The organism is Streptomyces sp. NBC_00569, from assembly GCF_036345255.1.
Lineage (GTDB): Bacteria > Actinomycetota > Actinomycetes > Streptomycetales > Streptomycetaceae > Streptomyces.
The window spans coordinates 8,775,224-8,797,852 of record NZ_CP107783.1; the positions used below are offsets into that span (position 1 = coordinate 8,775,224).

16 protein-coding genes are annotated in these 22,629 nt (G+C 69.2%); 8 read left to right on the plus strand and 8 right to left on the minus strand.

Going from position 1 to position 22,629, the window contains the following annotated elements:
* The first annotated feature begins 122 nt into the window (after positions 1-122).
* Both OHO83_RS39665 and OHO83_RS39670 read left to right on the plus strand, forming a co-directional pair.
* Positions 123-896, plus strand: a complete 774-nt coding sequence (locus tag OHO83_RS39665; RefSeq protein WP_266667016.1) for a hypothetical protein — start codon at positions 123-125, stop codon at positions 894-896.
* 1,758 nt (positions 897-2,654) lie between these two features.
* Positions 2,655-3,203 carry an integrase core domain-containing protein gene (locus OHO83_RS39670; protein WP_330280584.1) on the plus strand — a complete coding sequence of 183 codons (549 nt, stop codon included), beginning with the start codon at positions 2,655-2,657 and terminating at the stop codon, positions 3,201-3,203.
* A gap of 208 nt (positions 3,204-3,411) precedes the next feature.
* On the opposite strand, the gene OHO83_RS39675 is transcribed toward OHO83_RS39670, so the two are convergent.
* The 3 genes from OHO83_RS39675 to OHO83_RS39685 form a co-directional block, all read right to left on the minus strand.
* On the minus strand, positions 3,412-3,597 hold the full coding sequence (locus OHO83_RS39675; protein WP_266667012.1) for a hypothetical protein: 186 nt from the start codon (positions 3,595-3,597) through the stop codon (positions 3,412-3,414).
* A 36-nt stretch (positions 3,598-3,633) separates the two neighbouring features.
* Positions 3,634-5,589, minus strand: coding sequence for an amino acid transporter (locus tag OHO83_RS39680; RefSeq protein ID WP_266667010.1), 1,956 nt, complete (start codon positions 5,587-5,589; stop codon positions 3,634-3,636).
* A gap of 447 nt (positions 5,590-6,036) precedes the next feature.
* Positions 6,037-6,768 carry a MerR family transcriptional regulator gene (locus OHO83_RS39685; protein ID WP_330280585.1) on the minus strand — a complete coding sequence of 244 codons (732 nt, stop codon included), beginning with the start codon at positions 6,766-6,768 and terminating at the stop codon, positions 6,037-6,039.
* A 54-nt stretch (positions 6,769-6,822) separates the two neighbouring features.
* On the opposite strand from OHO83_RS39685, the gene OHO83_RS39690 reads away from it, so the two are divergent.
* Positions 6,823-7,110, plus strand: coding sequence for a hypothetical protein (locus tag OHO83_RS39690; protein ID WP_266667006.1), 288 nt, complete (start codon positions 6,823-6,825; stop codon positions 7,108-7,110).
* Here the strand turns inward: OHO83_RS39690 and OHO83_RS39695 are convergent.
* The 4 genes from OHO83_RS39695 to kdpB all read right to left on the minus strand — a co-directional run bounded on the left by OHO83_RS39695 (position 7,098) and on the right by kdpB (position 11,759).
* Positions 7,098-7,448 (minus strand): hypothetical protein, encoded by a 351-nt coding sequence (locus OHO83_RS39695; protein WP_266667004.1) that lies wholly within the window; start codon positions 7,446-7,448, stop codon positions 7,098-7,100. The genes OHO83_RS39690 and OHO83_RS39695 overlap by 13 nt on opposite strands.
* A 56-nt stretch (positions 7,449-7,504) precedes the next feature.
* Complete coding sequence (locus OHO83_RS39700) at positions 7,505-8,275, minus strand: GNAT family N-acetyltransferase (RefSeq protein WP_329436510.1); 771 nt, start codon at positions 8,273-8,275, stop codon at positions 7,505-7,507.
* Positions 8,276-8,478: 203 nt separating this feature from the next.
* On the minus strand, positions 8,479-9,288 hold the full coding sequence (locus tag OHO83_RS39705; protein ID WP_330280586.1) for an SDR family NAD(P)-dependent oxidoreductase: 810 nt from the start codon (positions 9,286-9,288) through the stop codon (positions 8,479-8,481).
* A gap of 317 nt (positions 9,289-9,605) precedes the next feature.
* Positions 9,606-11,759, minus strand: a complete 2,154-nt coding sequence (gene kdpB, locus OHO83_RS39710) for a potassium-transporting ATPase subunit KdpB (RefSeq protein WP_330280587.1) — start codon at positions 11,757-11,759, stop codon at positions 9,606-9,608.
* 489 nt (positions 11,760-12,248) lie between these two features.
* Here kdpB and OHO83_RS39715 point away from each other — a divergent pair, with 489 nt between their 5' ends.
* The 4 genes from OHO83_RS39715 to OHO83_RS39730 all read left to right on the plus strand — a co-directional run bounded on the left by OHO83_RS39715 (position 12,249) and on the right by OHO83_RS39730 (position 19,565).
* Complete coding sequence (locus OHO83_RS39715; protein WP_330280588.1) at positions 12,249-13,814, plus strand: hypothetical protein; 1,566 nt, start codon at positions 12,249-12,251, stop codon at positions 13,812-13,814.
* A 280-nt stretch (positions 13,815-14,094) separates the two neighbouring features.
* Complete coding sequence (locus OHO83_RS39720; RefSeq protein ID WP_329438038.1) at positions 14,095-16,683, plus strand: sensor histidine kinase; 2,589 nt, start codon at positions 14,095-14,097, stop codon at positions 16,681-16,683.
* Positions 16,673-17,494 (plus strand): DUF4118 domain-containing protein, encoded by an 822-nt coding sequence (locus OHO83_RS39725; protein WP_329436514.1) that lies wholly within the window; start codon positions 16,673-16,675, stop codon positions 17,492-17,494. Before OHO83_RS39720 ends, OHO83_RS39725 begins: the two co-directional genes overlap by 11 nt.
* Before the next feature lie 139 nt (positions 17,495-17,633).
* A complete protein-coding gene (locus tag OHO83_RS39730; RefSeq protein WP_329436515.1) occupies positions 17,634-19,565 on the plus strand; it encodes an NAD-binding protein in 1,932 nt (643 codons plus the stop codon).
* Between the two features lie 87 nt (positions 19,566-19,652).
* On the opposite strand, the gene OHO83_RS39735 is transcribed toward OHO83_RS39730, so the two are convergent.
* On the minus strand, positions 19,653-20,075 hold the full coding sequence (locus OHO83_RS39735; protein ID WP_329436516.1) for a hypothetical protein: 423 nt from the start codon (positions 20,073-20,075) through the stop codon (positions 19,653-19,655).
* A gap of 427 nt (positions 20,076-20,502) precedes the next feature.
* On the opposite strand from OHO83_RS39735, the gene OHO83_RS39740 reads away from it, so the two are divergent.
* Positions 20,503-22,344 carry an APC family permease gene (locus OHO83_RS39740; RefSeq protein ID WP_329436518.1) on the plus strand — a complete coding sequence of 614 codons (1,842 nt, stop codon included), beginning with the start codon at positions 20,503-20,505 and terminating at the stop codon, positions 22,342-22,344.
* Positions 22,345-22,629 lie beyond the last annotated feature (285 nt).

Sequence of the window (22,629 nt, forward strand, 5' to 3'; positions counted from 1 at the left end):
CTTTCCAGAGGGGGTGGGGGTGGCCTGGACAGCATGGCTGGCTAGGCTGCCGCTCCTGAATGTTTGCCACAGCGGCGGCGTGCGGCAGTGCCGGGCGCGCCAAGACGGGGGACGGAAGACGCATGGCAGATCGCCAGACGGCCCAGTTGTTCGACCACATGCGCAGGGGCATGCCGTTCGAGTTCACGACCAAGATGTCGATGATGAAGCGGCTCGCGACGCTGGTGTCCACCGCCGAGCTCTTCGGTTATAGGTACGCCGGAGCCCGGCAGGAGATCTTCTCCATCAAACTGCTCTTCACTCCCGACCCGAGCCCGCAGGCGCAGGCACGCGCTGCGCAGTACTGGCCGTACGCACCGCAGGTACCCGGCTTCCCGCCGCAGACGCTGGAACTCAACAAGAAGCGCGTTCTGTTCGACCTGAGCGGCAAGGCCGCGCTGCTGAAGCGGCTGCCGGTCGTGGGGGTGGTCCTCTTCCTGGCGTTGCTGCGCTCGCTCAGCTTCCTGGGCGACTCCATAGGTCTCGCCCTCGGCTACCTGTGCGGCATGGTCGTCCTGGTCGGCGTCGGCATCTGGGTCAACTTCCTGCGCCACAAGAAGGCCGGCGCATATCTCCAGACAGCGGGCTTCGTGCGCCACGAGCCGTCCCCCGGCCAGGTCTTCTACCTGCCGCCGGGCTCCCAGCAGCAGTACGGGCAGCCGCAGCCTGCACAGTACGGCCAGCCGCCGCAGCAGTACGGGCAGCCGGCACCGGGATACGGGCAGCAGGCACCCGGGTACGGCGGCCAGGCCCAGGCCCAGCCGCAGCAGCCCCTGTACGGCGCACCGCAGCACCAGCAACAGCCCCCGCAGTACGGGCAACAGCAACCGCCGCAGTACGGCCAGCCGCCGCAGTAAGAGGAGGAGGGGCAGGTGTCACGACCACGACGACCCCAACCCGGGGTCGCTCCCGCACGGGACCTACGCCACGCTCATCGGCGGGCCGTTGGACGGGCTGCTCCTGGACGTCACCGGTTGGATGTCGGAGCAGATCGACAGCGGGGTCACGCTGTCCACCGAGTCTGCGTGGTGCCCCGGGAGATGGTGGCCCCGCGTTGCGCACGGGACGCGAGGCCACCGAAGGCACGCCGTCCGCGGCGCCCACACCGACCGTATGGCTGCCCGTTCACCCGTGCCCGCCGGGTTACTCCAGTCGCCGGTCTTCTTGAGCTCAGAACACTGCGGGCAGCACGGCGTTGAAGTGAGTTGAGGTCGGGCTCTGGAGAGCACGCCGCGCGCCGGCGCGCGTGAGCGGGCCGGCGCGCGGCCGCCTACGAGGAGTCGACCTTGATCGAGCGCAACGAGCAAAGCGGGCCCGCGAAACTGGTGGAAGAGCCCGGGGACTTGGCGTACCGCGCCCTCCTGGGCCACGCCATGACATGCGGCCGGTGCGCGGCCAGTTGAAAGCAGGCCCGTTCCGGAACTGACCGGGACGGGCCTGCGGGGGAGCCAGGAGGGGATTTACGGTCGATGACCGTTCCAGCGGAACAGGTCCTGTTCCTCGATCACCTGGTCCACAAGAGCGGACATGGCATGCAGCAGACCGTTCCCATCGCGTGACGGGGTGGCGGTGGGGATGGGAGCGCCACGCTCCAGCACGTCGGAGTCGATGATCTCCGCCCGAATGAAGGTGGAGCCCTTCCCTTGCTGGCAGTAGGCATCCAGCCAGGCACTCTGAACATCCGTTTTGATGCGTTTTTCCGTCAGAGCGTAGATCTTGCTGGTGATGGCGCTGCTGATCTCTTCGACGATCGCGTCCCGCTGCTCGCCGGTCGGAGGTTCCCCCTCCCGGAGGCATGAGTGATGGCCCTGGTCAGCAAGAGGTCAGCATGCGTCGCAGCAGTGTCTCCGCTTGCTGACCTTGCGCACGTTGCGCAGACGCGGGTGCGTGATCACTGACTTGCACTTGGAAGGTTCGATACGTGGCCCGACAGGTCGCCCGCGGCATGGGGTCCTTCTTCAAGGGCTGCGACTGTGCCAAACCGACCCGTTGTCCGCACCCGTACACGATTCGGTTCAGGGATGCTCTCGGCAAGCAACGCGAGGAAGCCGGCTACGGCACACAGGACGACGCGATCGAGCGTCTCACGCAGACCTGCGTGGAGAAACGGAACATGGCGCCATGCGTGGCTGAGGCTCGCCGTGAACTCGGACAGAGGGGTGTCTCGGAATACGCGAAGCAGTGGCGACCCCGGCAGCTGAGGATGACGGAGTACTCAACGGGCGAGCATGTGGACAGCTCCGCGGCTAATCCTGTCCCGCTCGAAAATACGATTCGGGCTGTGGCCTGCTCGTTTGTTGATCCTGGCGACGCGGCTTCGAGCGTTCTGGGGCGATCCGCGGATGTCGCTGTCGGTCGTCGCTGCACTGGTCCGGAATCTGATCACGGTGCCCGCTGCCGTTCTGCGCAGCCACGTCTTCGCGGTCACCCCCACCACAGTGCTTGCCCGGCACCGTCAACTCCTGGCCCGCAAACGGACGTTCACCCGGCACCGCCGCTCAGGAAGACCCTCCACCACGCCCATCGTAAACAGCGCATCCTGCGCTTAGCTCGGGAGAACGGCAGAGGGGGCCAGTGGCGGGTACAGGGCGAACTCGCCGGCCTGGGCTACGCGATTGCCCCGTCCACGGTTTGGGAAATCCTTCACGCCGCCGGCATCGACCCCGCCCCCACAACGCTCGGGGCCGACCTGGCACCAGTTCCTCACCGCCCAGGCCCACGGCATCATCGCGGCCGACTTCCTCCACATCGACACCATCTTCCTCAAGCGCCTCCATGCCCTGGTCTTCATCGAACACGGCACCCGGCGCCTCCACCTCGCCGACGTCACCGCCCACCCCACCGCCGCGTGGACCGCTCAGCAGGCCAGGAACCTCGCCATGACCCTGGAGTGCCGCATGCACTTGATGCGCTTCCTCATCCGGGACCGGGACAGTAAATACATCCGCTCCTTCGACGCCATCTTCGAAGCCGTTGGCGTGGACACCCTGCTCAGCCCACCGCGGGCACCGAGAGCGAACGCGATCTGCGAGAGAGTCGTAGGCACCCTCCGCCGCGAGATCCTGGACCGCATGCTGATCTACAACGAAGCCCATGCCGTGGCGACGCTGACCGAGTGCATGTGTCACTACAACGGGCACCGCCCACGTCAATCCCGCCAGTAGCGGCCCCCGGCAGTGGCTAAACGCCCGCCCCGGCCACCGTCACCGACCTCCAGACTCGCAGGATTCGGCGACAGTCCGTCCTCGGAGGCCTGATCAACGAGTACCGGCGCGCCGCCTGAACCAACGACTTCAGCACAGGACACAGCACGAATCGTATTTTCGAGCGGCACAGGCGTCGTCGCCTGCCGTAGCTTTCTTCGGTGTTTGATCAGGAAAGTCCGGACGCGCTGAGGGCTGACTGGGTGGTCTCGTCGTCGATCCTGTGGCCGAGGTGCTCCAGGACGTCTGCTCCTTGGCGCAGTGCGCCCTGCTCGATGGAGCGGCGTACACCCGTGTCGAGCTCGTGCCAGATCAGCGACGGCCCCTGACGTGGCGCTGACGCGTACGGTCGCATCTTGACGCGATCTTGACGTCGACGCCGACGTCGGATTCAGCCGGTGTGGACGCGGGGGCGGCGGGCGCGGTCGGGTTCGGCTTTGCGCAGGACCTCTCGGGTGACCGGGGCGACTTCGCCCTGGCCGAAGAGGAAGAAACGCAGGAAGTTGTGGAAGGGGTTGCCCTCGGTCCACTCGAAGTAGATGTGCGGTGTGCAGACGGTCGAGTCGCGCACGTGGAGGAGCAAGGCGGCCAGGGCGTTGGGGACGGAGGAGGACTCCAGGGTGAGGACGCGGTAGCGGTTGTGGAGGACCTCGCCGTGGACGGTCAGGTCGCCCTCGAACTCGGACGGATCGGTGAGCGTCACCTCGAGGAAGACGAAGTCCTCCGGCTCCGGCAGGTCGTTGTCCGCCCGGATCTGCTCGATCTTGTCGCGATACTCGGCTTTGTCGCGCCGGTCGGGCTCGTTGGCGATGAACCGTATCTTCCTGGTGGCCATGTCACGGACGAATCGTTCCGCCATGTCGTCCAGCGTCACGCTGGTCACGCGCAGTTCGAAGGCGCGCGCCAGCCGGGACAGCAGCGAGACCAGGATGATGCCGACGATGAAGCAGGCACCGATCTTCACGCCGTCGGGACGCTCGATGACGTTGACGACCGTCACGTACAACAGGACCGCCGATACCACCGCGAAGGCGATGGTCCAGTTGCGCTGACCGGCCTTGCGGGCGGCGATGGTCACCGCGATCGCCGCCGAAGACATCAGGACCAGGACGCCCGTGGCGTAGGCACCGCCCTGCGCGTCCACGCTCGCGTCGAAGACCCAGGTGACCAGGAAAGCCACCAGACTGAAGACGATCACCATGGGGCGGACGGCTCGTGCCCAGTGCGGGGCCATGCCGTAGCGGGGCAGGTAGCGCGGCATCAGGTTGAGCAGCCCGGCCATCGCCGAGGCGCCGGCGAACCACAGGATGGCGATGGTGGACAGGTCGTAGACGGTACCGAAGGCACCGCCCAGGTACTCGTGCGCGAGGTAGGCGAGCGCGCGGCCGTTGGCCTGGCCGCCGGACTCGAACTCCTTCTCCGGGATCAGGACCGTGGTGATGAAGCTGGTCGCGATCAGGAACACGCTCATGATCAGCGCGGCGGTCGTCAGTAGCTTCTTCGTGTCCCGGATGCGGCCCTTCGGGTTCTCCTCGGTATCGCCCGGGTCGCCCTGGACGTGAGGCATGACCGCGACGCCGGTCTCGAAGCCGGAGAGGCCGAGGGCGAGCTTCGGGAAGACGATCAAGGATACGCCGATCATGACGAAGATGTTGCCGTGTTCGGCGGTCAGGGCACTGGTCCAGTCGGTGACCACGTGTCCCTCGGTCAGCACGTGCCACATACCGACGACCACGACCACGGCATTGAGCGCGAGGTAGACCGCCACCAGGGCCACCGCGACACCGATCGCCTCCAGGAAACCCTTGAGGAAGACCGCGCCGAGCAACGCCACGAGAATCAGCGTGATCAGCATCTGCTTGCCGTGCAGGGTGTCGGTCAGATGCGGGTTCTCGACCAGGTGGGTCGAAGCGTCCGCCGCGGACAGGGTGATGGTGATGAGGAAGTCAGTCGCGGCGAAGCCGAGCAGGGTCAGGACGAACAGCTTCCCCTTCCAGAAGGACAGCAGCCGCTCCAGCATCGCGATCGAGCCCTCGCCGTGCGGGCTCTCCTCAGCCACCCTGCGGTAGACGGGAAGGGCGCCCGCCAGGGTGACGATCACCAGCACGACGGTGGCGATGGGGGAGAGCAGTCCGGCAGCGAGGGCGGCGATGCCCGGCTGGTAGCCCAGGGTCGAGAAATAGTCGACGCCGGTGAGACACATGACCCGCCACCAACGCTGGCCGTTGTGCGGGGGCTCCGGCTCGGCGTGAGGTCCCGTGTGCCCTCCGGGCTTGCCCATGTCGGACAGGCCCTGCAGCATCCACGTCCGTAGTCGGCTCGGAGGCGGGTGTTCGGTGGTGGCCATCGACGTGCTCTCCTGACGTGCCGCTCAGCGTGTGGTCCCGGCCATCACACGGACGGCGGCACCAGCGTAAGCAGAGAGTGACGTATGGGCCTGAGGATGAGCTGTCCGAGGGCGTCAAGCTTCCGTTAAGAAGGACCCGCCCATACCAGCTGCACAGCTGCCGTGCGCCCACTGTGCCTACCCCGGCGGCGCGTTCACCGAGCGTGACCCCGGCGCGCTGCTCGCGCACACGAACGTGCCCGGCGGCGCCCGCAACGCCAGCGCTGACAGGACGTCGAACAGTTCCTCGCAGCCGGGATCGATGTCGTCACCGCCGTCAACATTCTGCACCTCGCCTCGCTGCACGACGTCGTCGAGGAGATCGCCAAGGTGGCGCAGGCCGTCCAACGGCCTGGGAGAGAACAGCGTCACAGGCGGGCGGACCGACTCGGCCCGGCTGCCTCTGGATCACCCGTCCAGCTGTGCGCGCATGAGTGCGTCGAGTCGTCGCCACGCCGGGGCGCTGGCGTTGACCGTCTGTTGGATGAGCGCGGAGACGTCGGAGGTCGCGTCCAACGACGGAGGTTCGGCGCTGGCGTAGCGCAGCCGGGTCGCCTCCACGATGCGGTGCGCGAGGTCGTCGACGCGGGGGTCGTCGGCGTCGAGGTCGTACGCGCGGTCGTAGTCGATGAAGAGGCTTCGCAGCGCGGGGTCGGCCAGGGTTTCGGACTGGTCCTGGAACAGGGTGATCGCCTGCTCCGGATGGGCGGCGAACACGAGGATCCACAGGTCGCGTTGGAAATCCACCCATCGTGGAGTGAAGCCCCAGTCGGCCAGGCGTTCCAAGTGGGTGGAGACTTCGGTGGGGAGTGCTGTCGCCCGACCGGCGGCGAGTCGGCGCAGGCGACCCTGTGCCGCTCGCAGATCTCGGATACGGGTGGTGAGTTCGTCGTCCACCTCACGCAGCGCCTGCTGGAGGTCCTCGTCGGACGCCGCTCTCAGCTGCCGGATGCGGGCGAGGGGGACGCCGGCCTCGGCAAGGGTGCGGATCTTGATGAGGTCGATGGCGTCCTGCGCGCCATACCGGCGGTATCCGGACGCGTCCCGGTCGGGCTCGGGGAGCAGTCCCTTGTCGTGGTAGACGCGGACGGTCTTGGTCGATACCCCCGCGTACCTGGCCAGCTGCCCGATGGTGATCACCGGGCCATCGTCCCACTTGACCTTTCCCCTGGGGCAGGGGCGCACCATGACGGCATGACGCACACGAACATCGATCGGGAGTCCCTGCGCGAGCTGGCCGACGCGGGCAATGAGACTGCTCTGGACCGGCTGGCCGACCTCGCCGACGCGGCAGACGATGTCGAGGAGTTGAGCGAACTGCTGGACGAGGGCTGCATGCGAGCCGGACTGCTGCTCACTCGCCGTGCCTGTGCGACCGGTGACCTGCGTGAACTGCAACGCATCTGCGACGCCGGGTACGACGAGGCGGGCGAGCAGGTGAACCGGCTGCTGAAGGCATCGGCCGCCGATCAAGAGGATTGAGGGCGGGCGTGGTCGCGGCTGTGTCCTGCTACCGAACCCGGGATCTGTAGTGACGCCTCGTGCGACTGCTCGCTCCCGGCGCGGAGGAACGTGAAGCGCACGTGCAGTGTCCGGGCTTCGGCCGGGAGCGCCGGCCGGCCTGAGAGGGTGCCGTGGGTGCTGCTTCCGTCGGGGCTCGGGCCGTACGCGCCGCCCCAGTCGAGGTACTCGTTGCCCAGGTCGTCCTGTGCCTCGAGTATCGGAGCGGCAGGCTGGGCGTCGGACTCGGGCAGGGGCAGCGTGATGGAGTAGGTGAGGGTGAAGGAATCGGCCTTCAGCTTCAGCTTGCGGATGGCCATTTCGTGGCGGCCTTCGAGGATGGTCAGGCTGAGGAGAGGTGCTCTGATGGGGGCTCCTACGTGGTGAGAAGGTTCTGGCGAGCTGGGCTTCCCACCGCGTAGTGAACGTACTCGCGTACCAGCCGGAAGCCGGCTGTCCAGGCCAGGAGGCGGCTGGCGCGGTTGAGGACGGAGCAGTTCCAGCTGGGGGTGTGGCCGCGTGCGGTGATGTCCGCGGCGAGGGCGGTGACGCAGGCCAGCGCGAGGCGGTGGCGACGGTGGTCAGGGGTGGTGAAGACCGCTACGTCCTCGTAGCGGGTGCCGCGGAAGTATGTGCAGGCGATGGCCAGTACCTGGCCGCCGCGGTCTACGGCGGCCCAGCCGTGACCGGAGGTGGCGAGGCCCTCGGCGCCGCCCCAACTGGCGTGGATCCAGGCCGAATCGGCGCCAAGGGCGTGCAAGGCATCGGTGTCGGCGGGTTCGAGGCGGCGTACGGTCACGCCGCGGGGGGTCGGGCAGGGCTGCGGTTCGGCCTGCAGGGTCCACACCATGCGTTCCCACGGGGTGAGGCGGTCGAAGGCCGCGCCGAGGGCCGGCAGGAAGCGGGTGGGCGCGTCGATGCGGCTGCCTGCCAGGGCCGCCAGGTCCTCGGGTGTGTCAGGGGAGCCGCGCAGCAGGACATGGTCGGCGCAGGAAACGGCGATGACGCGCGGCTGATCCGTTCGGTCCGCCCACCAGCGGCCGACGCCGGTGGTGAGGACGTGTTCGCCGATCGTGGCCGGCCCGGGGGCGCCGGCAGGGAACCAGCGGGTGAGTGGCGGCAGTTGGCGGGGTTCGAGTTCGATCATCGGCTTCTCCGTGGGGCAGTGAGGGGGAGGGGCGGGCGGGGGAGGTGCGGCGTGCGTCACCGGTCTGGTGGCCCCGCTCGCCCCTACGGGCGGGTCAGCGCTGGCCGGCCTTGTGGCCGTGGTTCGCTTTCTTCTTGCGGCGGGTCTTCTTCTTGCGGGATCGCTTCGACATGGGTGGTAACTCCGTTATGGGGTGGGTGCGTTCAAGCGGTGCGGCCGACGAGGAGGTCGGCCAGTTTGTTGAGGCGCTTGACGGTGCGGTCCTCGGTGGCGGCGGGCGCGGGGGCGACGCGTTCGGCGCGGTCGTAGTAGGCGCCGTTGACGATTTCGACCGACGGGTCGCAGAGGCGGACCACGTGTGCGGCGCCCTCGGTGGGTGTGACGCCGTCGTGGGCGTAGAGGGGGAGCAGCGGGGTGTCGCACACACCCGGGTGGACGGACACCGCGGTGACGCGCGGATCCGCCGCGAAGACCGTCAGGGCCAGTTGCGACTGGGCGTACGCGGCGAGCCGGGAGTAGCGGCGGGCGCGGTTGGGGTCGCTCCACTGGATGGATCCGGTGCGGTGCAGGGACGAGGAGACGTTCACGACGCGGCCGCCCGGACTGCTGGTGAGGGCCGGTTCCAGCAGGCAGGTCAGCAGGTAGTGGGCGAGGAAGTTGACCTGGAAGGCGATCTCGTTGCCGTCGGCGGTGATGGTGTGCCGCTCGGGTGCCGCCATGCCCGCGTTGTTCACGAGGACGTCCAGGTGCGGGTGCTCGGCGATGACACGGGCCGCCATGGTCTCGACCTCGTCGAGGCGGGTGAAGTCGGCGCCCATGGTGCACAGCAGGTCGGCGTCGATGCCGGCCGTCGCGACGAGGCGGTCGGCGGCGGCGCGCGCTTCCTCGGCGGTGCGGCCGTGCAGCAGCACGGTGGCGCCCCGTTCGGCGAGCTGCCGGGCGGTCTCCAGGCCGATGCCGGAAGTGGCGCCGGTGACGAGGAGAGTACGGGACGAAAGGGTGGTGTCAGGCATGGTCCATCCGGGGTTCCGAGTACGGCTTCGCGTACGGCTCGGGTCCGCGTACGGCGGTTGCGTACGGGCGTGGAAAGGGGCGCCGGACGTGGGTCACGGCGCCCCTGGGGCGGCGGAAGGCGCGTCAGCGGACGGCGGACGCGGGCGTTTCCGCGCAGCGGGGCACACGGCGGGACGCCCGATGAGGCGGCCGGTCGATGAGGAGCCACTCGCTGTTCATGCTGTTATGGAACCTGGGGCAGCTACCCCGTACAAGGTCAAGTCACTGTCTCTTACGGGCCCCTGACGTGCCCGGACGTGTTCTTGACGCCGTCTGTTCACCCGAGCCCTGGCACGGTGGAAATGAGCAGGTCGATGAGCTTGATGCCCAGGAAGGGCAGGACGAGGCCGCCGAGTCCGTACAGCGTCAGGTTGCGCCGCAGCAGGTCGTGCGCCGACGCGGGCGTGTAACGCACGCCCCGCAGCGCGAGTGGGATCAGCGCGACGATGATGAGCGCGTTGAAGATGATCGCCGAGGTGATGGCCGAGGTCGGGCTGTGCAGGCTCATGATGTTGAGCGACTCCAGGCCCGGGTACGCGCCCGCGAACATGGCCGGGATGATCGCGAAGTACTTGGCGACGTCGTTCGTGATGGAGAACGTCGTCAATGCACCTCGGGTGATGAGGAGTTGCTTGCCGATCTCGACGATCTCGATGAGCTTCGTAGGGTTGGAGTCCAGGTCGACCATGTTCCCGGCCTCTTTGGCCGCGGAGGTTCCCGTGTTCATGGCCACGCCCACGTCGGCCTGTGCGAGCGCCGGCGCGTCGTTCGTTCCGTCGCCCGTCATCGCGACCAGCTTGCCACCTTCCTGCTCACGCTTGATGAGTGCGAGCTTGTCCTCGGGGGTGGCCTCGGCCAGGTAGTCGTCCACGCCGGCCTCTTCGGCGATGGCCTTGGCCGTGAGCGGGTTGTCGCCCGTGATCATGACGGTTCTGATGCCCATGCGGCGCAGCTCGGCGAAGCGCTCGCGGATGCCGTCCTTGACCACGTCCTTCAGGTGGATCAGGCCCAGTACCCGTGGCCCGTCCCAGTCGTGCACGGCGACCAGGAGCGGCGTGCCCCCGGAGGCGGCGACCGAGTCGGCGAACCAGCGCGCCTCGGCGGGGACCTGGCCGCCGTACATCTGCACCCACTCGATCACCTGTTGGGCGGCGCCCTTGCGGATCGCACACACCGCGCCGTTGTCCCAGCGCAGATCGACACCGCTCATGCGGGTCTGCGCGGTGAACCGCACCCACCGCGCGTGGCCCAACTCGCCCTCGGTGGGAGCCCGTAGCCCGAAGCGTTCCTTCGCCAGCACGACGACGGAGCGGCCTTCGGGCGTCTCGTCGGCCAGCGACGACAGCTGGGCGGCGCCGGCCAGCTGGCCTTCGGTGATGCCGGGCACCGGTACGAAGGCGGCCGCCTCGCGGTTGCCGAGAGTGATGGTTCCGGTCTTGTCGAGGAGCAGGGTGCCCACGTCGCCGGCCGCCTCGACCGCGCGGCCGGACATGGCGAGGACATTGCGCTGGACGAGCCGGTCCATGCCCGCGATGCCGATCGCCGACAGCAGCGCTCCGATGGTCGTCGGGATGAGGGTGACGAGGAGGGCGACCAGGACGGTGGTGGACTGAGCGGCATCCGCATACCCGGCCATCGGCTGGAGCGTGACGACGACCAGGACGAAGACGATCGTCAGCGCGGCCAGCAGGATGTTCAGGGCTATCTCGTTCGGGGTCTTCTGCCGTGCGGCGCCTTCGACGAGCGCGATCATCCGGTCCAGGAAGGAGTGACCCGGGCGCGCGCTGACGCGGACGACGATCCGGTCGGACAGGACCGTCGTGCCGCCGGTGACACCGCTGCGATCACCCCCCGACTCCCGTACGACGGGTGCGGATTCGCCGGTGACGGCGGATTCGTCGACCGCCGCGACGCCGTCGATGACGTCGCCGTCGGCGGGGATCAGTTCGCCTGCCTCGACCACGACGACATCCAGCGGCTTGAGGTCTGTGGCAGCCACCGCCTCGGTCTCCACGCTGTTCGGGTCGGTGCCGTAGTTCCAGTGACGCAGGCGCAGCGCGACCGTGTCCGTACGCGCCCTGCGCAGCGATTCCGCCTGTGCCTTGCCGCGGCCCTCGGCGACGGCCTCGGCGAGATTCGCGAAGATCACCGTCAGCCACAGCCAGGCGCTGATGACCAAGGTGAAGACAGCGGGGTGCAGGGCCGCGGAGAGGGTGGTGAGGACGGCTCCGACGGAGACGACGAACAGTACCGGGTTCCTGACCAGAATTCGCGGGTGCAGTTTTCGCAGCGCCTCGGGGAAGGACCGTGCGAGCTGGGCGGGTTCGAACAGTCCGCTCGGCGCGCGGCGTCCCGAACCTCGCTCGGTCCATGGTTCGGGTCCGTGCTGAAGAGGGGACGGTGGGGCCTGCTGGGGAGGTGCGGAAAACATGGGGACCTTCATGCCTCGGTGGGGACCGCGCCCGCGCACAGGGCGGCGCGCCGGCGACCGGTCGGGCTGACAGAACGTGTGGGGGCTGCCGGGCCTTGCGGTGCCGGGGCCCCGGCACCGCAAGGCTGCGCACGGACGTCGGCGACGGGGCTGGGAGACGCCGTCCGCGTGTTCGGCTGCCCATGAGATGCCCTGACCGGAGGCGTCCGATGGGCGCTTCCGAGGGAAGCCGTCACGCCACTGACGCCCGCGGTCTTCACCGGCGGCCGAGGGGAAATCTAGCCCCGCCGGATGACCGCACTGCGCCACCCGGTACGAAATTTGCGCCCCTCTTACGACCCGCCGAACGGTGGCATCAAGCTCGCGTCAAGGTCACCTGAGAAGACGTCAGGAAGGCGTCAACGGACCACATTCGTGTCCGCTTCGCGTCGCACACTGAGCGGCACGGGGGACACGGGCGACCGTTCGTGGCGTGACGATGGAGGGCTCGTGACCATCACGGCCGGCACCACGCGCAGTTCTGAGGCGGAGGCCGAGACTGTCGCAGAGCCGCAGCACGGACCGGTCGCCCCGCCCGGGGACGGGCCCGGTCCGCGGCCACGAGGGGGGTCGCGGCCGGGCCCTCACCCCCGTCGCGAGGCCGTGGACGCGTGGGCCGCTCTGCGCCGCCGCTTCTGGGCCACCCTGCCCGCGCGGCTGCGCCTCCTGCACGTGTCCACGGTCTCGCTGACCGCAGTCCTCGCTCTGCTGCTTGTGCTGGCCGGGCTCGCCGCGTCCGGCACCTGGGGCGCGGTCGCCGACCGGGACTCGCCGCGCACCACCAGTGCCGCCGACCTCAACCTCGCCCTCAACAACATGGACGCGCAGGCCGCGAACATCCTGTTGTCCAGCGGCGACGCGGGCAACAGGCGTCTGAGGACGCCGTACGAGAAGGCGGTCGGCTTCTACGGCGACGCCCGCACCGACATCGGCCACGACCTGCGCATCCTCGCCGTCGCCGCTCAAGGCGACCACACCGACGAGCACACCGTCGAATCACTGACCGACGACTTCGCCGAGTACCAGGAGCTGGTGGGGCGTGCTCTCGAGAACGACGGCCGGCCCGGTGGCAAGGCGTCGGCCGTCGGCGACTACCGGAATGCGACGGACCTGCTCCAGCGGAAACTCCTGCCGGAATCGGCAGAGTTGGTGGCCTCCAACGATCGGGCATTCGACACGCAGTACGTGCAGGCCCGTTCGGCACTCTCCGCGCAGCTCGCCGCCGTCATCGCGCTCGGCGTGCTGCTCCTCGCCGTGCTGGGTGTGCTCCAGTGGTATCTGGCGCGCCGCTTCCGCCGGATCCTCAATCCCGGCGTCCTGGCCGCCACGGTCTGCGTCCTGCTCGCCACCCTCCTCGGTGCTCAGGCGCTCTCCGAGACGGCCGAGCAACTGCGGGGCGCCCGCCGGGACGCGTTCGACTCCGTCGTCGCGCTCTCCCGCGCCCGCGCGATCGCGTACGACGCGAACGCCGACGAGAGCCGCTACCTCCTCGACCAGGAGCGTCGCGGCCGGTACGAGCGAGCGTTCCTGGAGAAGTCGCAGCGGTTGTACGGCGTGCGGGGCGCGACCCTCGCCACGTACGACGACGAACTCGCCACGACCTGGCAGGCGTACCGGTCCGACCGCGAAGACCTGCGCTTCACCGGCGAGTTCAGGCGCGAGCTGGACAACATCACCTTCCCCGGCGAGCGGGCGGCGGCCGAGAGAGCGGTCGAGACGTACGCCGTCTACGAGCGCGACGACCGCACGATGCGTGCACTGGTCGCTCAGGGTAAGGAACGCGAGGCCGTCGCGTTCGGGATCAGCTGGCAACCCGGCATGTCCAACGCGCACTTCGGGGCGTGGCTGGCCGCCCTCGACAAGGTGACCGACATCAACCGCCAGCACTTCACTGCCTCGGTGCAGGCGGGCCGCTCCGCGGTAGGCCGTTTGCTGCCCTGGGCCCTTGGCGCGCTCCTCGCGGCGGTCGCGCTCACCGTTTTCGGGCTGCGGCCGCGGTACGCGGAGTTCCGCTGACGAGTGAGCCGTACCAGGCCGCAGAGGGCACGCTGCCGACTCCGGACGGACTGGTGGCCCCCTGCCCACTCGACTTCCCGGTACGCCTCTTTCACCCCGGCGGACCAGGCTTCGTCAATGTGGTGTCAATGTCCACGTGACCGGCGCCAAGGATGCGTCAAGAGGCGCGCTGATGCACTCTCACTGGCGCTTCGGTAGAGAGAAGCAACCCTTCCCTCCGGGAGAGTTGATCGCCAGTGAGCGGAGCGCATCGGCTGCGATGAGTGACGTACGGACCGAGATGAGCGACGTGCGGGCCGGCGAGGGTGTGACACGGACCGGCGCGGGTGGCGTACGCCCCGGACGGCTGAAGGTCTACCTCGGGGCCGCCCCGGGAGTCGGCAAGACCTACCGCATGCTCGACGAAGCGCGGCGCAGGTCGGCGCGCGGTGCCGATGTCGTGGTGGGGTTCGTGGAATGCCATGGGCGCCCCGGAACGCAGGCGATGCTCGACGGCCTGGAAGTCGTCGATCGGAACTCGTGCACCTACCGCGGGGGCGAGTTCACCGAGATGGACCTCGCCGCGGTCCTCGCGCGGCGTCCGCAGGTCGCGATCGTCGACGAGTTCGCCCACAGCAACGTTCCGGGTGCCGGCCGCAACGCCAAGCGCTGGCAGGACATCGAGGAGCTGCTCGAGGCAGGGATCGATGTCATCAGCGCGCTCAACATCCAGCATCTCGAGTCCCTCAACGATGTCGTCGAGAAGATCACCCGGGTCCCGCAGCACGAGACGGTGCCCGATGAGGTCGTCCGCCGGGCGCGTCAGGTCGAGCTGGTGGACATGCCGCCCGAGGGGCTGCGCCGCCGGATGGCGCACGGCAACATCTACACCCCCGAGAAGGTCGACGCGGCCCTCGCCAACTACTTCCGTCCCGGCAATCTGACCGCCCTGCGCCAGCTCGCCCTGCTGTGGGTGGCCGACCGAGTCGACGAGGCACTGCAGTCCTACCGCTTCGAGCACGGCATCGGTGGCGTGTGGGAGACCCGGGAGCGGGTGGTCGTGGCTCTGACGGGCGGGCCCGAGGGTGACACTCTCATCCGGCGGGCCGCCCGCATCGCCGACCGGGCGGCCGGAGGTGACCTGCTCGCCGTGCACGTCACGCGCAGCGACGGACTGGCCGCCGGCACTTCGCACGCCTCCCTGGCCCGGCAGCGGCGGCTCGTCGAGGACCTCGGCGGCAGCTACCACTCCGTGGTCGGTGACGACGTCGCCACCGCCCTGGTCGAGTTCGCGCGCGCCGAGAACGCCACCCAGCTCGTGCTGGGCACCAGCCGCCGTGGCCGCCTTGAGCGGTTCGTCACCGGACGCGGCACCGGCGAGACAGTGGTCAAGTTCTCCAGCGACATCGACGTCCATATGGTCACGCACGAACGCGCCGGGCGCGGCACGCTGCTGCCCTCCCGCCGCCGCACCCTGTCGACTTTCCGCAGGGTCGCGGGCCCGGTCGCCGGCCTCCTGCTGCCGGTGGCCCTGACCTTCCTGCTGGATCTGGACACGGCCAGGGACAGGCTCAACCTCACCAGCGAGGCCCTGCTCTTCCTGCTCACTGTGGTGGGGGTGGCCTGCATAGGCGGGGTCGTGTCGGCGGTGATTGCGTCGGTGACGGCGTCCCTGCTGCTCAACTACTGGTTCATCCCGCCCAGAGGGCACTTCACACTGAGCGATCCCAACGCGTTGCTGGCGCTCGCGGTCTTCGTCGTGGTGGCTGCCATAGTGGCCACCGTCGTCGACCGCTCCCTGCGTCTGTCGCGGCGCTCGGCGCGAGCCACCGCGGAGGCGGAGACCATGTCATCTCTCGCGGGCACCATCGTGCGCGGCGGTGCGACGATCCCCGCTCTTGTGGAACGCACCCGTGAGACCTTCGGAATGAACTCGGCGGTACTGGTCGACGAGCCGCCGGGGGAGGACGGCGCAACAGTCGTGCCCGCGGGCCCCGGCGCCTTCCTGATGCTGCGAGGCCGCGCTCTCCCGTCCTCCGAGCGACGCGTGCTGGCCGCTTTCGCGGCACACGTGGGCGCCGCCGTCGAACGGGCCCGGCTCGCCGAGGCCGCAGCCGAGGTCGAACCGGTCAAGGCCGCCGACCGGATGCGTACGGCGCTCCTCCGGGCGGTCGGCCACGACCTGCGCACCCCGCTCGCCGCCGGATGGGCCGCAGTCTCCTCGCTGCGCAGCCGCGATGTGGAGTTCTCCGACGCGGACCGGGACGAGCTCCTCGCCACCGCCGACGAATCCATGGCCAAGCTGAACAGGCTGATCGAGAACCTCCTCGACCTCAGCCGGCTGCAGGCAGGGGCGCTCACCTTGAACCTGCGCTCCACCACGCTGGAAGAGGTCCTGCCGGCGGCGCTGGCAGACACACCCGAGGTCGAGGTGGGGGACCTGGAGGAGGTTCCGGCCGTGCTGGCCGACCCGCCGTTGCTGGAGCGGGTGGTCGCCAACCTCGCGGGCAACGCGGCCCGCCACAGTCCTGCGGGGCGCAAGGTGCTGCTGACCGCCAGCGCCCACGCGGGCCGTGTCGAAGTGCGCGTCGTCGACCGCGGCCCGGGCCTCCCGCCCTCCCCCAAGCTCTCGGATCCGCTCGAGCAGGGAGGTACCCCCACCCGCGACCGTCTCTTCGAACCCTTCCAACGTCTCGGCGACACCGACAACGCCACAGGACTCGGCCTGGGTCTAGCCCTGTCAAAAGGTCTGGCCGAGGCGATGAACGGCACCCTCGTCCCGGAGGACACTCCCGGCGGGGGCCTGACCATGGTGCTGTCCCTGCCCTTCGCCGACCGGGCGGAGCACTCCAGCGGTACGCAGAGCACAGGAGGAGCACATGAGCTCTGACATCGGCGTACGAGGGCCCAGGCCCGCACTCGCCGCGATGAACGCAAGAGGTGACGGCATGATGACCGGCTACCGGCTCCGTGACCGGCTCGCCCTGGTGGCAGGCCTTGCGGGACCGTTCCTGGTGGTGCTCGCGCTCGTGCCCTTCCGCACTGGCCTGTCGCAGACGAACGCCGCACTGGTCCTGGTCGTGGTGGTCGTCGCGATCGCCGCCGTCGGGAGCCGCGTGGCGGGCGCGCTCGCGGCGCTGTCGGCGGCCGCCTGGTTCGACTTCTTCCTCACCCGGCCGTACCGGACCTTCGACATCAACGCCTCCGACGACATCGAGACGGCAGTCCTGCTCCTGATTGTCGGCCTGATCGTGTCCCAGCTCGCGGCACACGCCCGCAGCCTCGAAGTGATCACGGTGACGGACGCGGCATACCTCGCCCGCATCCACGCGACGGCCGACCTCGCTCAGTCCGCGAAGTCCTCGGACACCGTCGTCGACCACGTCCGCCACCAGCTCACCGAACTGCTCGGCCTGCGCGCCTGCCGCTTCGAATACGGCACCCTCATGGGACAGCCGCCCCGACTGCAACCGGACGGCAGTGTCGCGGTCGGCCTCAGGCGCTGGGACGTCGACGGCAGGGGCTGGCCGGAAGGTGAGACGGAACTGCGCACATACGGCAACGGCCACTACCTCGGCCGGTTCATGCTCAGCCCCGGCCCGGGACCCGTCCCACCGCTCCGGGCCCGCCTCGTGGCAGTGACTCTTGCCGACCAGACCGGCGCGGCCCTCGACACCGCGGGACCGATGAAGGACGGCTGACACCCGGCAGGGCAGGGGCGGCAGGCCTGCAGGGGTGCCTGGTTCGCCCCCGCACTGCCGGCGTACATATACGCAACGTTGACGCCGAACCTTCACTGACCCGGAACCAGGCACCCCCGCAGTGCTGTTCTTGACTGATGTGACGTCAACTCTTCACCTCCGCACGGAACTTGGCCACCGCTCCCAGCACATGGTGATCTGCGGCGACGACGGGCTCGCGCACCGGCTCGCCGTCGAACTGGATGCTGTGTGCGGCGAGGCCGTGACCGTCGTACTGCCCTCACGAGGCGACGGGCGCGGCGCCGAGATCGCAGCGTTGCACCGCGACCCGCACTCGCCCATCGAGCTTCTCGTGGCGGCACACCCCGACGAACAGATCCTGCGGACCGCGGGCGTGCAGCGGGCCGCGGCACTCGCGCTGACCTACGCCGACGACCAGGTCAACATGACGGCAGCGCTGCTGGCCCGAGGTCTCAACCCGTCCGTTCGCCTCGTCATCCGCATGTTCAACCGCGAGCGCGGACGCCACCTGGAGCGCCTCCTGGACCGCGCCGCCGCCGAGGTCACCGGCGCAAGCGACGACGATCCCCGCCCTGACATGTCGACCACGGTGCTGTCCGACGCCGATACGGCTGTGCCCGAGCTGGTGGCCGCCGCCGCGGTCGGCCACGGCCACACCCTCCAGGTCGAGGGAAAGGTCTTCCGCGGCGTCGTGCGGCCCGCCGGGTCGCCACCCCGGTCGACCGATCTGGCCACACTCGCGGTGCTGTCCGGAGCCCACCAGGACGATCCGGCGAGCGACGACAGCCCCGAGACACCAGGAGAGGAAGGCACCCAACTGCTGCCGGACACCCGCACGGCCTACCACCGGCAGTTCACGCACGGACGGCTGATGCTCGAGGAGGTCACCCACCGCCACGTCTCTGAGCCGGCCGCCGGTGTGCGGGGCGGACCGGTCGGCGGCTGGCTGCTGGCGCGGCTCGCGCATCTGCCGTGGCGGGTCTTCCTCTCCCGCGAGGTCATCGCCGTCTTCGGCGCGCTGGCGGCGATCGTCGTCGTGCTCGCGGTCGCCACCGCTGTGTTCGCACACGAGCACCCTTGGTGGAAGAACGTCTACCTACCTCTGTTGGACATCTTCACGATGGGCGACCCGGCCACCGACGAGGCGGTGGCCCGCCGTGTGCTGCAACTGGTCGCGGGCTTCGTCGGTCTCGCTGTCCTCCCCCTCGTCGTGGCCGCCACCATGAGCGCCACCGAGGCGTTCCGTAGCGCCTCCGTCGGCTTCGCGCCCTCCGACGACCTCAACGACCACATCGTCGTGGTCGGTCTCGGGAAGATCGGTACCCGTGTGCTGGCGCAGCTGCGCACCACCGACCACAAGGTCGTCGCCGTCGAACGGGACCCGCACGCGCGCGGCGTGGCCCTCGCCCGCGAACTCGACGTTCCGCTGGTCCTCGAGGATGCCGGAACGCCGGGAGTCCTCGACCGGGCACGCATCCAGCACAGCAAATCGCTGCTGGTCCTCACCCGGGACGACAGCGAGAACCTCGACATAGTGATGGCCGCACGTGAGACCACCCCGAGTGTGCGCGTGGTGATGCGGCTGTACGACGACGACTTCGCGGCCACGGTCCAGCGCACCCTGCGCGCCTCCTACCCCCAGGCCCCGACCCGCAGCCGCAGTGTCTCCGCGCTCGCCGCACCGTCCTTCGCCGCCGCGATGATGGGCCGCCACGTGCTGGGGGTGATGCCGGTCGAGCGGGGCTCGCTGTTGTTCACCGTGGTGGATGTGGCGGGACACCCCGAGCTCGAAGGGCGCTCGGTCCACGAGGCGTTCCGGGAGCACGAGTGGCGGGTCCTGGCCGTCGGCCCCTCCGCGGCCGGACCCGAGCCCCAGTCGTCGATGGACACCCTCGCCGGGATCCGGTTGCGCCGGCCCGGGTTCGACTGGCGCCCCTCGCAAGGGAAGGTCCTGCGTGCGGGCGACCGAGTGGTGCTGGCGACGACGCGGCGTGGCCTGGACATCCTCATGACTGGGGTGCAGCCGCACCCGGCGGACAGAAGGGGGTGAGAGGTGGCCGATTTCGACGACGTCGATGTGCTTGCGGCCGGTGGGCCGGTCCGGTGCGCGGGACTTCCGGTGACGGGCGTGAAGAACTCAGTCCAGGCCGGAGGCCTTGAACACCGTCAAGGCCGTCTCGCGGTCGATCTGCGCGGAGATTCTGCGCAGCGCGGTTTCCCCGCATGTCAGGTGTCCGCGGGCGGCGGACTCGTGGGCGTCTTTGGCGAAGCGGTGCCACAGCTCGGGATTGTTGAGGAGGACCTGGGGGTTGATCTCGAGCCGTCTGCCCGACGTGTCCCGCAGGCGGAGCCGCTGGGAGACGCCACCCAGGCAGCGCACCGACACCAACGTGTCGGTGCGTACCCGCCGCTCGCGCAGGAGTCCGCGCGAGGCCAGCCAGCCTTCGCCCGCGGTGACCCGGGCGGGGTACAGGACCACGAACAGCAGCACCGCGAGAGCGACCCACAGTGCGACTCGCGGGGCCGTGAAGCCGCCGGCCCACCAATCGATCAGCAGCATGAGGCCGAGGATTACCGCCGAGCACTGAATCGCACTGCGTAGATCCCCTGCCCAGCGGCTGTCGTGCGTCACTGCTGCGGGGGGCTCTGCGTGGCTGTGGACCGCGTCTTGTCGCGCGTCGTCGGGGCGTCCCATGGAGCCGACGGTAAAGCCCGGGGAAGCACATTCCCCGCACCTTGACGGGGCTCTGACGGACACGCTGCCCCACCTTGACGTCCTGGTCAGGGCGCGGCCGTGAGGAAGGGGTCACTCCTGCGGAGCCGTATGAGTCACACGGTCGTCAAGATCACGTCAAGGTCGGGGACTTCAGCGCGAAGAAGCCGCAAGGAGCGCTCGGTGAGGGCGGTAAGAGGACAGAACGTGGATGCACCCGCGTATCGCCTCCCCGTGTACGTGGGCCTTTCTGATGTGAAGGAGCACGTGTCCCATGTCTGTCCTGACCGCCGAGTCCGGCGCCGCCCCTGCCGACGAGGAACCCCCGGATACCGGCGAGCGCCATCGGCTCACTGCCCTCACCGGCTTGGCCGCCCTGTCCCTCGACGCGATGGCGTCGGTGGCGTACGGCCCGGAGGCGATCGTCCTGGTGCTGGCCGCCGCGGGGGCACACGGCCTCGGCTTCACCCTGCCGGTCACGCTCGCCATCGCCGGACTGCTCGCGGTGCTCGTCGCTTCGTACCGGCAGGTGATCGCGGCGTTCCCGGACGGCGGCGGCTCGTACGCGGTGGCCAAGACCCATCTGGGCGCCCGTACGAGCCTGGTGGCCGCGGCCTCGCTGGTCCTGGACTACGTGCTGAACGTCGCGGTGGCCGTCACGGCCGGTGTGGCCGCCCTGACCTCGGCCTTTCCGGAGCTTTACGACGACAGGCTGTGGATATGCCTTGCCGTGCTCGTCCTGATCACGGGCGTCAACCTGCGCGGCATCGTCGAGTCGGCCAGGGCCTTCATCGTGCCGACGGCCGTGTTCGTCGTCTCGATCCTGGTGCTCATCGCCGTCGGTCTGTTCCGGTCCGGGCCCGTCAGTACGGCGGCTGCCGCGGGCCACGCCTCCGTGCTCGCGGACAACGCCACCACGGTCGGCGCCCTGCTTCTGCTGAAGGCCTTCGCGTCCGGATGCAGCGCGCTCACCGGCGTTGAGGCCCTCGCCAACGCCGTGCCGTCCTTCCGCGTCCCGCGTGTGCGCCGGGCACAGCGCGCGGAGGTCGCCCTCGGGGCCGTACTCGGCGTGATGCTGATCGGCCTGTCGGTCCTGATCTCGCGCTTCCACCTGCAGCCGGTCGAGGGCGTCACTGTCCTCGCACAGCTCGCGGACGCGTCGCTGGGCCACAACTGGGCTTTCTACGTCATCCAGTTCGCGACGATGATCCTTCTGGCACTGTCCGCGAACACCTCCTTCGGTGGGCTTCCGGTCCTGCTGAAGCTGCTGGCCCGTGACAACTACCTTCCGCACGTCTTCGCACTGAAGGCCGACCGTCAGGTCCACCGCCACGGCGTCCTGACCCTGGCCGCCGTCTCGGCCGCCCTGCTGGTCTTTTCCGGCGGCGACACCAACACCCTCGTGCCGCTCTTCGCCATCGGTGTCTTCATCGGGTTCACGGTTGCCCAGGTGGGCATGGTCCGGCACTGGCGTGAGCAGCGAGGGAGGGGCTGGCAGGGCAAGGCGGCGCTGAACGGCTTCGGAGCCGTACTCACAGGCGTCTCCGCAGTCGTCGTGACGGCCACGAAGTTCGAAGACGGTGCATGGCTGATCGTGATCGCGCTGCCGCTGCTGGTCGCAGCCTTCGAGACGGTGCACCGAGCGTATGCGCGCATCGGGGAACGGCTGGGCCTCGGGCGCATCCCTGATCCGCCCCACCGAGACCGATCCGTCGTCATCGTCCCGGTGTCGAACCTGTCGCGCTTGACCTGTGAGGCTCTGAACGCGGCGGCCTCGCTGGGCGACGAGGTACGGGCGGTCACCGTCTGCCACCCGGACGCCGAGGACCGTGCGCAGACAGAGGCCTTGGTGCGCGACTGGGCCCTGTGGAACCCCGGAGTATCGCTGGTCCAGCTCATCTCGGAGCGTCGCGCGCTGGGCCGGCCGATCGCCGCGTACGTGGGAGAGGCGGCTGCGGCCGAGGCCGGTAGCCGGGTGACCGTGCTGATCGCCGAGGTCGAGCCCGACCGGCTGTGGCAGCGGCTGCTGCAGAACCAGAGGGGCGCGGTCGTCGCCCATGCCGTACGGAAGGACACGGACGCGGTGATCTGCAGGCTCCGGTTCCGTATCTCGTGACGCCTTTCACTCTTGATGGCCCGCACCTCGTCGGCGCGGGCCATCGGCGTATTCAGGCGGATGGGGGAGCGGGTTCCTGCTGATGGATGAGCCAGCCGTAAGAGTTCCGTCAAAGGCGTACGCGCCTCCGTATGGGAGACGTCAACGGCGCTCGAATTCGGCCAGGGAGGCGGTTTCCTCTAATCGTCCGTTCAATCCGAACCTCATCTAGGAGCTCGCGATGGCCGACCTGGCCTTCGTCGTCACCACGATCGCGGTGTTCGCGCTGGTGGCTCTCGTCGCCAA